We start from the raw sequence: 14,386 nt of genomic DNA, 5'->3' as shown, positions 1-14,386 counted from the left end.
CGCCTGCCGCCTGCTGCCGGTCGCCTGCTGCCGGTCGCCTGCCGCCCGCCGCCTGCCGCCCGCCTGCCGCCCGGCGGCGGCCGGGCGGCGGGCGATGGGGAACCCGCGGGGACGGGCGCTCGGTGGCGGTCAGGCGAAGATGGAGCCGACCCACTCCGGGTGGTCGATGAACGGGTTCCGGTTGTGCTGGTACGAGCTGTAGATCACCTGGTTGCGGTTCTTCTCGAAGGCGTCCGGCGGGTCCAGCGTGTTCCACTGCAAGAGCACCGACAGTCGCCCGAGGTACGGCTTGCTGCCGTTCGCGACCGAGTCGTTGACCTCCAGGTCGGGCCAGCCGTCCGCGCCCTCGTACCGCACCGCCATGTAGAAGATCATGCGGGCCACGTCGCCCTTGACCGCGTTGCGCGGCTCCCACGAGTCGGCGTCGGTGTAGTTGCCCGGGGCGCCGGAGACCGCGCTGCCGCCCCTGTCGAAATCCTTGTTGTCGCGTACGGCGTTGACCGTGACGTCCTCCGGGCGCAGGTGGTGCAGGTCGGTGCCGGGGCCGGCGGCGGTGCCGAGGTCACCGTGCGACTTGGCCCACACGTGCTCGCGGTTCCAGTCGCCGCTGTCCCCGCCGCTGCGCGACTTGGCCCGGCTGATCCCGGAGTACAGCAGGATCACGTGGGACGGGTTCGCCGGGTCCTGGTCGGTGACCTTGAGCGCCGTCCAGACCGCGTCGTACGACAGCCGGGTCGTCCCGGTCGAGATGATCTTGTGGAGGGCGGTCTTCAGGTTCTCCCCGGACTTGCCCAGCGCCGCGGCGTAGTAGCCGTCGGTGCCGCCGGACGCGGTCGGCGTCACGGTGGCGGTCGGAGCGCTGGTGGCGCCGAGCGCCATCGCGGTCGGTGACTTCAGCCCGGGGTGGGTGAAGTAGGCGGTCAGCGTTCCGGTCACGGTGAGCGGCCGGCCGATCAGCGACGGATTGCCGAGCAGCCCGAAGCTCGCCCGGTACGCGCTGGTGACCTGGACGTACAGCATCCGGCCGGTGCTGGTCTCGCCGCGGCTGTCGGCGATCGCCAGCGCGGTGTCGCCGGTGAACCCGCTGGAGCGCACCGTGTCGGCGGCCGTCGGCTCGCCGACGATGTATCCGGTGACCGTGCCGGTGCCGGTCTGACCCGCGATCGCCTGCGCGACGGTGAGCGGGGCGGCCGCCGTGGCCGGCGCCGACGCCAGGGCGAAGAGCAGGGCGAGCAGCCCGGCGAGGGCGGGGCCGGTCAGCGTCAGGACACGCCGGGAAGGTCGCGGTACGGGCATGGGGACGCTCCGATCCACCGGGCTGTATAGACAGCTATGAGTGTGCGTGTGTGGCGGACGGGCGCACACATACCACCTGAGTCATACCTGGCTCGGGCGTGTCGCGCAGGCCGCTTCGGCAACTCGCCCGGCGTACCGGACAGAACCCGCCGGTGGTGGATCGCCACGGAGGGATCTCGATGGTCCGGCTGCGCCGCGGCCGGGGCACCGCCGGACATCGGCCCGGGGTAGAGTCCCGGCTCATGGGCTGGACTATCTGACACTTCTGCGCCACGAGCTGGCCGCGTTCCAGGAACGCCTGAGCGGTGATCTGACCGCGCCGGTCGGGCACTGCGGCCGGTGGACGCTGCGCGACCTTGCCGAGCACGTCGGGCAGGGCAACCTGTGGGTCGTCGCGGCGGTCCGGGAACGGCACGGCGCGCACGAGCCGCCACCGGCGCCGGCCGACATCGTCGCCTGGTTCGCCGCCACCTCCCGGCTGCTGGCCGAGACGCTGGCGGTGGACCCGGCGACCGGGGCGTGGACGTTCGCGCCGCCGCGCACCGTCGGATTCTGGCGGCGCCGCCGCTGGCTGGAGACGCTGGTGCACCGGTGGGACGCGCAGCGGGCGCTGGGCGTCCCGGACGAGCTCGACGCGGTGCAGTGCGCCGACGGGGTGGCGGAGGTGGTCGAGGTGTTCGTGCCGCGACAGGTGCGCCTGGGCCGGATGCCGGCGCCGGCGGCGGCGGTCCGGTTCACCGCCACCGACCTCGGCACGTCGTGGACGATCGGACCGGGCGAGCCGGTCGCCGCGCTGCGCGGCACCGCGCCGGAGCTGCTGCTGGCCCTCTGGAACCGGCTGCCCTGGACCCGGCTGGCCGGTGACGCCGGCAGAGCCCGCGCCGTTCTCCCCGGCCCCCTGGTGCCGTGACCAGCGCCGTCACATCCGCCACCAGCAGCGCGAGGCCCCGGCGGGACCGGGCCGTGCCCGGCCGGGGTGGATCGGCGACCACGACGGCGGAACGCAACCGGTTCATCTGTCCGGGAACAGCGCCTTCGCCAGGGCGGCGAGCTCGCGCAGCTCCCGGCCGGCGCCGCCGCCGGTGAGGCCGCGCTCCTCGACACCGGGCGCGGCGGCCGCCCGGGTCTCCACCGCGGCGCGCAGCGCACGCCCGTTCGCCCGCTGTTCCGCGGCCCGGACGGTGGCCTCCTCGGTCCGGGCGGCGGCCTGCTCGGCGCGGGCCTCCGCGCTCTGCACGGCCTGCCGGTTCACCTCGCGCCCGAACAGCCAGCCGATCGCGGTGAAGACCAGCGCCTCCATCGCCCCGAACAGGTAGACGTAGCGCGACCAGGCGCCGTCGGCGGCGGTGCCGGCCTTGCCGACCAGGAAGATCAGCAGTACGGCGAACCCGAGCAGCAGCGCGACCGCGACGACGACCGCGGCGAATCCGCGCCAGCGGTCCGCTCCGCCGTCGGCCGAGGCGTCGTCGCCGGTGGTCTGGGGCATGGTGACTCCTTCGTCGCGGGTACGCGGCCGGATGCCGTCCCCATACATATCGAGTGGGGCCACCGGCCACAATCACCCGTCGGTCGCGCGGGGCCGGCGCCCGGCGAGAACCCACCCCGTGCCGGTACGACCGGGCGGGCCACCGCTCGCACCGGGGCGATGTAATCGGCTGGCCCGCACCGGGCACGGTGTCCACAATGGGCCGGTGATTACCAGGTTCAGTCCGGACACGGTGCACCCGACGGCCGGCTACAGCCATGTGACCATCTCCGAGGCGGGGCGGCTGGCGCACCTGGCCGGGCAGTGCCCGCTCGATCTGTCCGGCCGGGTGGTCGGCGAGCACGGCGACTACGCGGCACAGACCGCCCAGGTGATCGCCAACTGCCTGGCCGTGCTGGCCGCGGCCGGGGCCACGCCCGGCGACGTGGTGCGGTCGGTGATCTACGTGGTCAGCCCGGACAGCGACGTCCTCTCGGCGGTCTGGGAGCAGGTCAACGCCTCGCCGCTGGCCCCGGCGTTCGGCACGGCCAGCACCCTGGTGGGGGTGGCGGCGCTGGGCTACCACGGCCAGCTCGTCGAGATCGACCTGACCGCCGCCCTGCGTGACTGACGCTCCCGGCCGGCCCGCCGCTGGCCGGCCGCCTCATGGCGGAACCGCACGGGGCCGGTCATCGGTCGTTCGGCTGTGCCCTGGGTCACACCGGTGGGTGGATACTGGGCTCGGCGTCCACGGTGGCCGTCAGGAGTCGGCAGCGGAGACGAAGAGGGTGTGACATGCGCGTTCGTCGAACCACGGGGCTGCTGGCCGTCGCCGTGACGGCGGCCGTGACGGCGGGCGCCGGTCCCGCCGCCGCGCTGCCGGACCGCCCGGAACTGATCAGTGTGTCGCGCACCGGCGGGCCGGGCGGCGGCCCGAGTGACCGGCCGGCGATCAGCGCGGACGGCCGCTACGTGGCTTTCGAGTCCGAAGCCAACGACCTGGTGCCCGACGACTTCAACGTCGCCGCCGACGTGTTCCTGCGCGACCGGCGCACCGGCACGACCAGCCGGGTGAGCCGGTCCGCGGCCGGCGGGGAGGCCAACGGCGCCAGCGGCCAGCCGTCGCTCAGCGCCGACGGCCGGTACGTCGCGTTCGACTCGGTCGCCTCCGACGTGGTGGCCGGCGACACCAACGAGTCCTCGGACGTCTTCGTGCTGGACCGGTCCACCGGGCGTACCTCCCGGATCTCGCGGTCCGGGGCCGGGGCGCAGGCCGACGCCCGCAGCGTCCAGCCCGCGATCAGCCGGAGCGGGCGGTACGTCGCCTTCCTGTCCGACGCGACGAACCTGGTGCCCGGCGACACCAACGCGACCACGGACGTCTTCGTCCACGACCGCCTGACCGAGGTCACCACCCGGGAGTCCGTGGCCGGCGCCGGCCAGGCCGACAGCTTCAGTGTGGACGTCGCGATCAGCGCGGACGGACACTACGTCGGGTTCAGCTCGTACGCGTCCAACCTGGTGCCGGGAGACTCCAACGGCGCCCTGGACGTGTTCGTCCGCGACCGGCTCGCCCGCGTCACCACCCGGGTCGACGTGTCCGGCTCCGGCGCCCAGACCGCCCCGCAGACCGAGAGCCACGGCGTGGCGATCAGTGCCGACGGCCGGTACGCCGTCTACGAGAGCACGGCGTCGGATCTGGTGCCGGGCGACACCAACGGGCGTTCCGACGTCTTCCGGCGCGACCTGCGGGCCGGCGTCACCACCCGGGTCAGCGTGTCCGGCGCCGGAGACCAGGCGGACGGCTCGTCCTTCGCCGCGTCGATCAGCGCGGACGGCCGGTACGTCGCGTTCGACTCGGACGCGACGAACCTGACGCCCGGCGACCCCGCCACCGACCGGGACGTGTTCGTGCGCGACATGCGTGCCGGCCGGACCACCGCGGTCACCGCCCCCGGCGAGGGCTTCGACGACCGCCCGGCGATCAGCGCGGACGGCCGGCAGGTCGCCTTCACCTCGCGGGGACCGGGCGGCGCCGCCGACGTGTTCGCCGCCGCGCGGTGAGCCGGGACCGGATGGCCGGCGCCGTGCCGGCCGTCGCGGATCGGCCCGCGGACCGGGCCGGATGCGTACGCGTAGACCACCGCCTGCGGGCGGCGGCACCGGGCCCGGCCGCCCGGCGAACGCCGCCCGGGTGGTCACCGCCGGATCGAGCAGCGCCTCACCACCGGCCACCACCCGGATCGCCGTGATCGAATCGTCCTGTACGCCGCGCCGATCGCCGGCAGCATGGCCGCCGGCGTGGACGTCCGGATCCCCGGGGTGTGACCTCGGGGACCCGGACGGGTCGCCGGGCCGGCCGGTCAGCCCGCGCCGCGGGCCGACCGATCAGCTGACGGTGCAGGTGAGCGCCGGGGTGGTGGCCGGGCTGCCGGTGGCGATCAGGCCGAAGGTGGTGCCGGCGCCGGGGGCCACCGATCCGTTGTAGCCGGCGTCGGTGACCGTGGCGGCGCCGCCGGCGGTGCTCAGCGAGCCGTTCCAGACCTGGCTGATCGACTGCCCGGCGGGCAGCGTCCAGCTCACCCGCCAGCCCCTGGTGGCCGCCGTGCCGGTGTTCGACACGGTGACCTCCGCCTGGAACCCGCCCGGCCAGCTGTTGACGACACGGTAGGCGGTGGCGCAGGCGCCCGGCGCGCCGCTGGGCGTGGTGGGCGGTGTGGACGGTGTGGCCGTACCGGGCAGCTGGGAGAAGAACTTCCAGATCTCGCCGCCGGTCCACGTCCGGGCGCCGCTCGTGGCGGTCGTTCCGTCCACCGGCTCCGGGGTGTGGTCTCCGTCGAACGCGGCCCAGACCACCGGGTAGCCGGCCCGGCAGCCGGTGTAGGCGGTCACGACGTGGGCCAGGCTGCCGCGGGCCGGTTCCGGCGGGTTCTGCGCGGCGCAGCCGTTGTTGCGCACGAACGTGTCGCGCAGGGTGCGTCCCAGCGAGATGTCCAGGACGCTGTCGTGGGTGCCGTGGATGCCCAGGTAGGCGACCGGGTGGGTGCCCCCGGCGCAGCCGCTGAGGTTGGCTCCGGAGAGCACCGCGACCGCGCGGAAGACGGTGGGGCGGGCGCAGGCGACGGCGTAGCTCATCGCGCCGCCGTAACTCCAGCCGAGGGCGAACAGCTGGGTGGTGTCGACGCACAGATCGCCCTCGATCAGCGCGGTGAGGTCGTCGACCAGGGTGAGGTCGCGGCCGCCGGTGTTCGCCCAGCCGTTGTCGATGCCCTGCGGCGCGACCAGGATCGCGCTGTTGTTCGACAGCCGCTGCTGTCCGTAGTAGGCCCAGGTGGCGCCGGCGGCGCCACCGGTCGCCACGTCGTTGGCGGTTCCGTTCAACCAGTGGAAGGCGAACATCAACCTGTACGGGCGGTTGCGGTCGTAGCCGTCCGGGATCCGCAGGATGTAGGTGCGGTTCTGCCCGCCGCTGCGGATGGTGTGGCTGCCGCTGGTCAGGGTCGGCGCCTTGGCGCACCCGGCGGTCGTCGCCGCGGCGGCGGTCGGGCCGAGCACGCCGGTGAGCATCGCGGTGGCCAGCACCAGTGCGGCAAGAACCGCGACCAGATCTCGTCGGGACATGGCACGCTCCCTTCCTGCGGCGCCGGTCGTGCCGGCCGGCGCCGGGAATGGCTGGAGGGGTCAGCCGGCCGAGCAGGCCGGCGTGGCGGTGGGGCCGGCGCCGGTGCCCTGGAAGCCGAACTCGGTGGCGGCGCCGGCCGCGAGCTGGCCGTTGTAGGAGACGTTGCGGAAGCTGACCGCGCCGCTCGCGCCGCTGTTGCTGGCGCTCCAGACGCCGGTCACCGCGCTGCCGGAGGGCAGGGTGACCCCGACGGTCCAGCCGGTGACGGGTGCGGAGCCCGCGACCACCCGGACGGTGGCGACGAACCCGCCGCTCCACGAGTTGAGCGACACCGAGGCGCTGCACGCCCCGGGCGGCGGCGGGGTGCTCGTGCCGGGTGAGGACGGCGGCGTGGTGCCACCGGCGTTGAGCGCGTTGAGGACCGAGGTGTACGCGGCCTTCCGGTTGCCGGAGTTGTCGAACAGCAGCGGGTTCTCCCCGGTGCGCCAGGAGTCGCTGTCGCGGATGCCCCAGACGGTGATGCCGGTGCACCGGGACACCGCCAGGCAGGCCCGGGTCACGGTGGCGTAGATGGTGGCCTGGTTGCCGCCCTGCGCCACGTCCAGCTCGGTGATCTGCACGTCGACGCCCAGGTCGGCGAAGCGCTGCAGATTGGCCTGGTAGTCGCCGGGGATGCTGGTACCCAGGTGGGACTGGAAGCCGACGCAGTCGATCGGCACGCCGCGGGACTTGAAGTCGCGGATCATGGTGTAGACGCCGGTCGACTTCGCGTTGATACCGTCGGTGTTGTAGTCGTTGTAGCACAGCTTGGCGCCGGGGTCGGCGGCGCGGGCGGCGCGGAACGCGGCCTCGATCCAGTCGTTGCCGGTGCGCTGCAGGTTCGAGTCGCGGCGGCCACCGCTGCCGCCGTCGGCGAAGGCCTCGTTGACCACGTCCCAGGCGTAGATCTTGCCGCGGTAATGCGACGCGACCTGGGTGACGTGGTTGATCGCCGCGGTGCGCAGCGCGCTGCCGGACAGCGACTGGGCCCAGCCCGGCTGCTGGGCGTGCCAGAGCAGCGCGTGGCCGCGGACCTTCGAGCCGTTGGACAGGCCCTGGTTGAGGATGCGGTCGCCGTTGGTGAAGGTGAACCGGCCCTGGGACGGCTCGGTGGCGTCCCACTTCATCTCGTTCTCCGGGGTGACCGAGTTGAATTCGCGGGTGAGGATGCCGGTGTAGGTGGCGTCGCCGAGCCGGCCGGCGGCGATCGCGGCGCCGAAGTAGCGGCCGGTCTGGGCCGCCGACGCGCCGAGCGTGCTGGCGGCCTCGGCGGTGCCGGCCACCGCGACACCGGCCGCGACGACGGCCGCCGCGGTGGCCGAGGCCAGCAGCAGGGAGCGGCTTCTGGGGAACAGGGGCATGGCTGGGGACCTTTCCGGACGGGCGTCTCGCGCCTGCCGGCCGGGGGGATGTGACGACCGGACGTCATGGGAGCGCTTCCATCGGTGGTCGCCAATGTTGCCAGCGCATTTCCGGGGAAGGCAAGGCCCGACCGCTGCCCGGGCGGCGGCATAACGCTTTTCGGCGGACCGGCCGGCCGTGGAATGCGCCGTACGTGAAAAGTCGCCCCGGAGAAGTGTTATGCGGAAAAGGGCTGCGCGGTCGGCGCCCTTTCCGTACCGGTCGGCGCCGTGCTCGCCAGGCTTTTCGGCGAGATGATGACGAAGACCCCCTTGAATGTCTCGAAACATCCTGGCAACCTTCGAAACCAAGTGTTAGCGCTCCCATCCGCTGCTGCCATCGCCGTCCCCCAGCCCGCGAGCAGCAGCCAGCCGACTGTGAGCGATAACAGATCCCGGTCGATCGCCAAGGAGGGTCGCCATGCCCAGAAGACGACGGTGGTTCCACGCAGCCGTCCTGACCGCCGCCCTGGCCGCCGCCGGTGTCACGGCCGCGCCCGGCGCGGCCCTCGCGGAGTCCAACGGCGGCACCCGGGTCATGCCGCTGGGTGATTCCATCACCGAGGGCACACAGGTGCCCGGCGGCTACCGGATCGGCCTGTGGCAGCGGATGGCGGCCGCGGGATACCGGGTGGACCTCGTCGGCTCGCAGTTCAACGGTCCGGCCGCGCTCGGCGATCACGACCATGAGGGCCACCCGGGATGGCGCATCGACCAGATCGACGCCGCCATCGGTGGCTGGCTGCGCACCAGTACCCCGCGCACGGTGCTGCTGCACATCGGCACCAACGACATCCTGCAGAACTACCAGGTCGCCGGCGCGCCGGGGCGGCTGTCCACCCTGATCGACCACATCACCGCCGCCGCGCCCGCGGCGGACGTCTTCGTGGCCACCATCATTCCGCTGGCCAACGCGGGTCAGGAGGCCGCCGCCCGGACCTTCAACGCCAGCCTCCCGGGGATCGTGCAGGCCAAGGCGTCGGCCGGCAAGCGGGTGCACCTGGTGGACATGCACGCCGCGCTCAGCACCGCCGACCTGATCGACGGCGTCCACCCGACCGCCGGCGGCTACGACAGGATGGCCGCGGCCTGGTACACGGCGCTGCGCACGGTTCCCGGCACGATCGGCGACCCCGGCGCCGCGACCGGCCGGACGCTGGTCGGCTCGGGCTCGGGGCGCTGCCTGGACGTGCCCGGTGGCAACAGCGCCAACGGCACCCAGCCGATCATCTGGGACTGCAGCGGCGCGGCCAACCAGCAGTGGACCTTCGACGGCCAGACGCTGCGCGCGCTCGGCAAGTGCCTCGACTCGCCCACCGGCGCCGTGGCGGGCGCCAGGGCGCAGCTGTGGGACTGCAGCGGCGCCGCGAACCAACGGTGGACGTTCAGCTCCGGCGGGACGATCCGCAACGCGCAATCCGGGCTGTGCCTGGACGTCACCGGCAACGCCACCGCCAACGGCACCGCGGTCGCGCTCTGGACCTGCACCGGTGCCCCCAACCAACTCTGGACGACGCGATGATGACGAAACTCAGGACGATGCTCGCCGCCGGCCTGCTGCTGCTCGCCGGCACCGTGGCCGTTGCCCCCGGCTCCGCCGCCCAGGCGCTGGAGAACGGCGTGGCCCGCACCCCGCCGATGGGCTGGAACAGCTGGAACACCTTCGGCTGCAACATCAACGAGACGCTGATCCGCGGCATGGCCGACGCGATGGTCTCCAGCGGTATGCGTGAGGCCGGCTATCAGTACGTCGTGGTCGACGACTGCTGGTTCAACCCGAACCGGGACTCCGCCGGCAACCTGCAGGGCGACCCGACCCGCTTCCCCAGCGGCATGAAGGCTCTCGGCGACTACCTGCACGGCAAGGGTCTGAAGTTCGGCATCTACCAGGGCCCGCTGGACAAGACCTGCGCCCAGTACTTCAACAGCTATCCCGGCGCCACCGGCAGCCTGGGCCACGAGGTCCAGGACGCCCGGCAGTTCGCCGCCTGGGGCGTCGACTACCTCAAGTACGACTGGTGCTCACCGACCGGCACGATCAACGACCAGGTCGCCACGTTCGCCAAGATGCGTGACGCGCTCGCCGCGACCGGCCGGCCGATCGTGTACAGCATCAACCCGAACAGCATCCACGCCAAGACCGGCCCGCAGCGCAACTGGGGCGACGTGGCGAACATGTGGCGCACCACGGAGGACATCACCGACGCCTGGGACACCGGGCAGACCAACGGCTACCCGATGGGGATCAAGAACATCGTCGACGTCACCGTGCCGCTGGCCGGGTACGCCGGTCCCGGGCAGTTCAACGACCCGGACATGATGGAGGTCGGCCGGGGTGGCATGACCGACACCGAGCAGCGCAGCCACTTCGCGCTGTGGGCGATGCTGGCCTCACCGCTGATCGCCGGCAACGACCTGCGCTCGATGAGCGCGGCCACCCAGAACATCCTGAAGAATCCCCGCCTGATCGCGATCAACCAGGACACCCTCGGCCTGCAGGCGACCCAGGTCTCGTCCGACGGCACCCGCCGGGTGCTGGCCAAGCGCCTGGCCAACGGTGACGTCGCGGTCGCCCTGTTCAACCAGGGCGGCTCCACCACGACCATCTCCACCACCGCCGCGGCGATCGGCAAGTCCGGCAGCTCGTTCACGCTGCAGGACGCCTGGAGCGGCGCGACCACGACCAGCGCCGGCTCGATCAGCGCGAGCGTGCCCGGCCACGGCACCGTCGTCTACCGGGTCAGCGGCGGGACCACCACGCCGACGACCACCACCACGATCGTCAGCGCCTCCTCGGGACGCTGCCTCGACGTACCCGACAGCGCCACGGCCAACGGCACCCAGCCGGTCATCTGGGACTGCAACGGCGGCGCCAACCAGCGCTGGACCCGCACCGGGCAGACCCTCCAGGCGCTCGGCAAGTGCCTCGACGCGCCGCTCGGCGCCACCGCCGGCGCCAAGGTGCAGCTCTGGGACTGCAACGGCGGGACCAACCAGCAGTGGACGGTCAACGCCGACGGCACCATCCGTGGCGTCGCCTCCGGCCTGTGCCTGGACGTCGATCACAACCTGACCGCCAACGGCACGCTCGTCCTGCTCTGGACCTGCACCGCCGCCACCAACCAGCGATGGAGTCGCGTCTGATGCGCAGCAGACCCTTTCTCAGCGTGCTGTGCACGGCGGCCCTGGTGCTGCTGGGCGCCGCGGTCCCGACCGCCGCGCACGCCGACAACCCGATCGTGCAGACCGTGTACACCGCCGACCCGGCGCCGCTGGTGTACAACGGCCGCGTCTATCTCTACACCGGCCACGACGAGGACAACTCCACCTACTTCACCATGAAGGAGTGGCGGCTGTACTCGTCGGCCGACATGGTGAACTGGACCGACCACGGCTCGCCGATGAGCCTGGCCACCTTCAGCTGGGCGAAGTCGGACGCCTGGGCCGGGCAGGTGGTCAACCGCAACGGCAGGTTCTACTGGTACGTCCCGGTCACCAACCGGGCGACCGGGCGCATGGCGATCGGTGTGGGTGTGGCGTCCAGCCCGACCGGCCCGTTCACCGACGCCCTCGGGCATCCGCTGGTGGAGAACGGCGAGATCGACCCGACGGTCCTCATCGACGACACCGGCCAGGCCTACCTCTACTGGGGCAACCCGAACCTCTGGTACGTGCGGCTGAACACCGACATGATCAGTTACTCCGGGGGCGTCAACCAGATCCCGCTGACCACGGCCGGGTTCGGCACCCGCACCGGCGACACCAACCGGCCCACGCTGTACGAGGAAGGCCCCTGGGTCTACAAACGCAACGGGCTCTACTACAACGTCTTCGCCGCGAAGTGCTGCTCGGAGTTCATCGGGTACTCCACCGCGCCGGGCCCGACCGGACCGTGGACCTATCGGGGGACCGTGATGCCGACCCAGGGCAGCAGCTTCACCAACCACGCCGGGGTCATCGACTTCAACGGCGGCTCGTACTTCTTCTACCACAACGGCGCGCTGCCCGGCGGCGGCGGTTTCACCCGCTCGGTCGCCGTGGAGAGGTTCAGCTACAACGCCGACGGCACCATCCCGACGATCACCATGACCACGACCGGGGCGCCGCAGGTCGGGACGCTCAACCCGTACGTGCGGCAGGAGGCCGAGACCATCGCGTGGAGCTCCGGGGTGGAGACCGAGGCGTCGAGCGGCGGCGGCCGCAACGTCGGCTACCTGGAGAACGGCGACTACATCAAGGTCAAGGGCGTCGCGTTCGGGTCCGGCGCGACCTCGTTCTCGGCGCGCGTCGCCTCCGCGGCTGCCGGCGGCCGCCTGGAACTGCGGCTCGGCGGCGTCAACGGCGCTCTCGCCGGGACGTGCTCGGTCCCGGGAACCGGCGGCTGGCAGACCTGGACCACGGTGAGCTGCGCGGTCAGCGGCGCCAGCGGCACCCAGGACCTGTACCTGCGGTTCACCGGCGGCAGCGGCTATCTGTTCAACGTGGACTGGTGGCAGTTCGCCGGGGCGGGGAGCGCCCGATGAGCGCCCGGTCCGCGGTCCGCGCGCTCGCCGCCGCGCTCACCGCGATCCTCGGCGCGGCGTGCCTGGGCGTGGCCGCCTCCCCGGCCGCGGCGGCGACGATCGACACCGGCGCGTGGTACGTGCTGGTCAACCGCACCAGCGGCAAGGCCCTGGACGTGTACAACCTGGCCACCGGCGACGGCGCGCGGATCACCCAGTGGACCCGCAACGACCAGGCCCAGCAGCAGTGGCAGTTCGTCGACTCCGGCGGCGGCCACTACCGGTTGAAGTCCCGGCACTCCGGCAAGGTCCTCGACGTCTCCGGCTCCTCCACCGCCGACGGCGGCGCGATCGTGCAGTGGAGCGACAACAACGCCGCCAACCAGCAGTTCAGCGTGCAGGACATCGACGGCTACGTGCAGCTGATCAACCGCAACAGCGGCAAGGCCGTGGAGGTGCAGGGCGCGTCGACCGCCGACGGCGCGAACATCGTCCAGTACACCGACTGGAACGGCGCCAACCAGCAGTGGCAGCTGGTGAGGCTCGACGGCGGCACCGGCTCCACCGGCACCTTCACCAACCCGGTGGTGTGGCAGGACTTCGCCGACGGGGACATCATCCGGGTCGGCGACGCCTACTACTACTCGGCGTCGACCATGCACTACTCGCCGGGCGCGCCGATCCTGCGCTCCTACGACCTGGTGAACTGGGAGTACGCCGGGCACTCGGTGCCGCGGCTGGACTTCGACTCGTCCGCCTACGACCTGTCCGGCGGCCGGGCGTACGTCAAGGGCATCTGGGCGTCGGCGTTCAACTACCGGCCCAGCAACAGCACCTATTACTGGCTGGGCTGCACCGAGTTCAACCGCACCTACGTGTACACCGCGTCCACGGTCGGCGGGACCTGGTCGAAGAAGGCCCGGATCAACAACTGCTACTACGACGCCGGCCTGCTGTTCGACAACGACACCCCGTACGTCGCGTACGGCAACGGCACGATCAGCGTCGCGCAGCTCTCCGCCGACCTGACCTCGCAGGTGCGGGCACAGACGGTCTACACCACGCCGTCGAGCATCGGCACCCTGGAGGGCAGCCGGATGTACAAGCGCGGCAACTACTACTACATCTGGCTGACCCGTCCGGCCAACGGGCAGTACGTGCTGCGCTCGACGAGCCCGTGGGGCCCGTACGAGAGCCGTCAGGTCCTGCTGGATCTTCCCGGGCCGATCTCCGGCGGCGGCGTGCCCCACCAGGGCGGCCTGGTGCAGACCGCGAACGGCGACTGGTGGTACATGGCGTTCACCGACGCCTACCCCGGCGGGCGGGTGCCGACCCTGGCCCCGATCACCTGGAGCAACGACTGGCCGGTGCTGACCACGGTCAACGGCCGGTGGGGCGCGAGCTACCCGAAGCCGGCCATCACCACCTCGCGGACCGTGCAGCCGATGATCGGACCGGACACCTTCACCGGCGCCGGCCTCGGACCGCGCTGGGAGTGGAACCACAACCCGGACACCAGCCGGTTCAGCGTCGGCAACGGGCTGCGGCTGTCCACCGCGACGGTGACCAACGACCTGTACAACGCCCGCAACACGCTCACCCACCGGATCCAGGGACCGTCGTCGACGGCGACCATCGAGCTCGACTACGCGCAGATGGCCAACGGCGACCGGGCCGGGCTCGCCATGCTGCGTGACTCGTCGGCCTGGATCGGCATCCGCAAGGACAACGGTGTCACCCGGGTGTCGATGACCAACGGGCTGACCATGAACTCCAGCTGGGCGACCACGGGGACCGGCACGGAAGCCGCCGGCGCGACGGTGACCGGCGGCCGGATCTGGCTGCGGGTCAGCGCCGACATCCGGCCCGGCTCCGGCCGGACCGCGACGTTCTCGTACAGCACGAACGGCAGCACGTTCACCCCGCTCGGCCCGGCGTTCACCCTCACCAACGCCTGGCAGTTCTTCATGGGCTACCGCTTCGGCATCTTCAACTACGCCACTCAGGCGCTCGGCGGCACGGTCACGGTCAACCGGTTCGACCTGACCACGCCCTGACCAGG

The 14,386-nt window shown here is 72.2% G+C and carries 11 protein-coding genes; 7 read left to right on the top strand and 4 right to left on the bottom strand.

Translation table 11 applies throughout. From position 1 onward, the window contains the following. Positions 1-129: 129 nt before the first annotated feature. Entirely contained in the window at positions 130-1,296 is a 1,167-nt protein-coding gene (locus ACTEI_RS18225; RefSeq protein WP_122978752.1) for an endonuclease, read from the bottom strand. 46 nt (positions 1,297-1,342) lie between these two features. Between ACTEI_RS18225 and ACTEI_RS18220 the strand changes: the two genes are divergently transcribed. Next, entirely contained in the window at positions 1,343-2,206 is an 864-nt protein-coding gene (locus tag ACTEI_RS18220) for a maleylpyruvate isomerase family mycothiol-dependent enzyme (RefSeq protein ID WP_239082376.1), read from the top strand. Between the two features lie 102 nt (positions 2,207-2,308). Here the strand turns inward: ACTEI_RS18220 and ACTEI_RS18215 are convergent, their stop codons facing one another. After that, positions 2,309-2,782, bottom strand: a complete 474-nt coding sequence (locus tag ACTEI_RS18215; protein WP_145831037.1) for a hypothetical protein — start codon at positions 2,780-2,782, stop codon at positions 2,309-2,311. A gap of 205 nt (positions 2,783-2,987) precedes the next feature. Here ACTEI_RS18215 and ACTEI_RS18210 point away from each other — a divergent pair, with 205 nt between their 5' ends. After that, positions 2,988-3,392 (top strand): RidA family protein, encoded by a 405-nt coding sequence (locus tag ACTEI_RS18210; RefSeq protein WP_239082377.1) that lies wholly within the window; start codon positions 2,988-2,990, stop codon positions 3,390-3,392. A 164-nt stretch (positions 3,393-3,556) separates the two neighbouring features. Further along, positions 3,557-4,825, top strand: a complete 1,269-nt coding sequence (locus ACTEI_RS18205) for a TolB family protein (RefSeq protein WP_164466006.1) — start codon at positions 3,557-3,559, stop codon at positions 4,823-4,825. 324 nt (positions 4,826-5,149) lie between these two features. On the opposite strand, the gene ACTEI_RS18200 is transcribed toward ACTEI_RS18205, so the two are convergent. Further along, entirely contained in the window at positions 5,150-6,382 is a 1,233-nt protein-coding gene (locus tag ACTEI_RS18200; RefSeq protein ID WP_122978748.1) for a CE1 family esterase, read from the bottom strand. Between the two features lie 60 nt (positions 6,383-6,442). Next, entirely contained in the window at positions 6,443-7,783 is a 1,341-nt protein-coding gene (locus ACTEI_RS18195) for a glycoside hydrolase family 10 protein (protein ID WP_122978747.1), read from the bottom strand. A gap of 460 nt (positions 7,784-8,243) precedes the next feature. Here ACTEI_RS18195 and ACTEI_RS18190 point away from each other — a divergent pair, with 460 nt between their 5' ends. Genes ACTEI_RS18190 through ACTEI_RS18175 form a run of 4 tightly spaced genes read left to right on the top strand, consistent with a single transcriptional unit; the run spans position 8,244 to position 14,381 of the window. Beyond that, on the top strand, positions 8,244-9,344 hold the full coding sequence (locus ACTEI_RS18190) for an RICIN domain-containing protein (protein ID WP_122978746.1): 1,101 nt from the start codon (positions 8,244-8,246) through the stop codon (positions 9,342-9,344). Further along, a complete protein-coding gene (locus ACTEI_RS18185; protein WP_372443259.1) occupies positions 9,344-10,966 on the top strand; it encodes a glycoside hydrolase family 27 protein in 1,623 nt (540 codons plus the stop codon). Before ACTEI_RS18190 ends, ACTEI_RS18185 begins: the two co-directional genes overlap by 1 nt. Then, positions 10,966-12,345, top strand: coding sequence for a glycoside hydrolase family 43 protein (locus ACTEI_RS18180; protein WP_122982237.1), 1,380 nt, complete (start codon positions 10,966-10,968; stop codon positions 12,343-12,345). The genes ACTEI_RS18185 and ACTEI_RS18180 overlap by 1 nt, the downstream gene beginning before the upstream one ends. Then, positions 12,342-14,381 carry a family 43 glycosylhydrolase gene (locus tag ACTEI_RS18175; protein ID WP_122978744.1) on the top strand — a complete coding sequence of 680 codons (2,040 nt, stop codon included), beginning with the start codon at positions 12,342-12,344 and terminating at the stop codon, positions 14,379-14,381. Before ACTEI_RS18180 ends, ACTEI_RS18175 begins: the two co-directional genes overlap by 4 nt. Positions 14,382-14,386 lie beyond the last annotated feature (5 nt).

Source organism: Actinoplanes teichomyceticus ATCC 31121 (genome assembly GCF_003711105.1).
In the GTDB taxonomy this organism is placed as follows: domain Bacteria; phylum Actinomycetota; class Actinomycetes; order Mycobacteriales; family Micromonosporaceae; genus Actinoplanes; species Actinoplanes teichomyceticus.
This window is presented reverse-complemented; position numbering and strand designations above follow the sequence as displayed.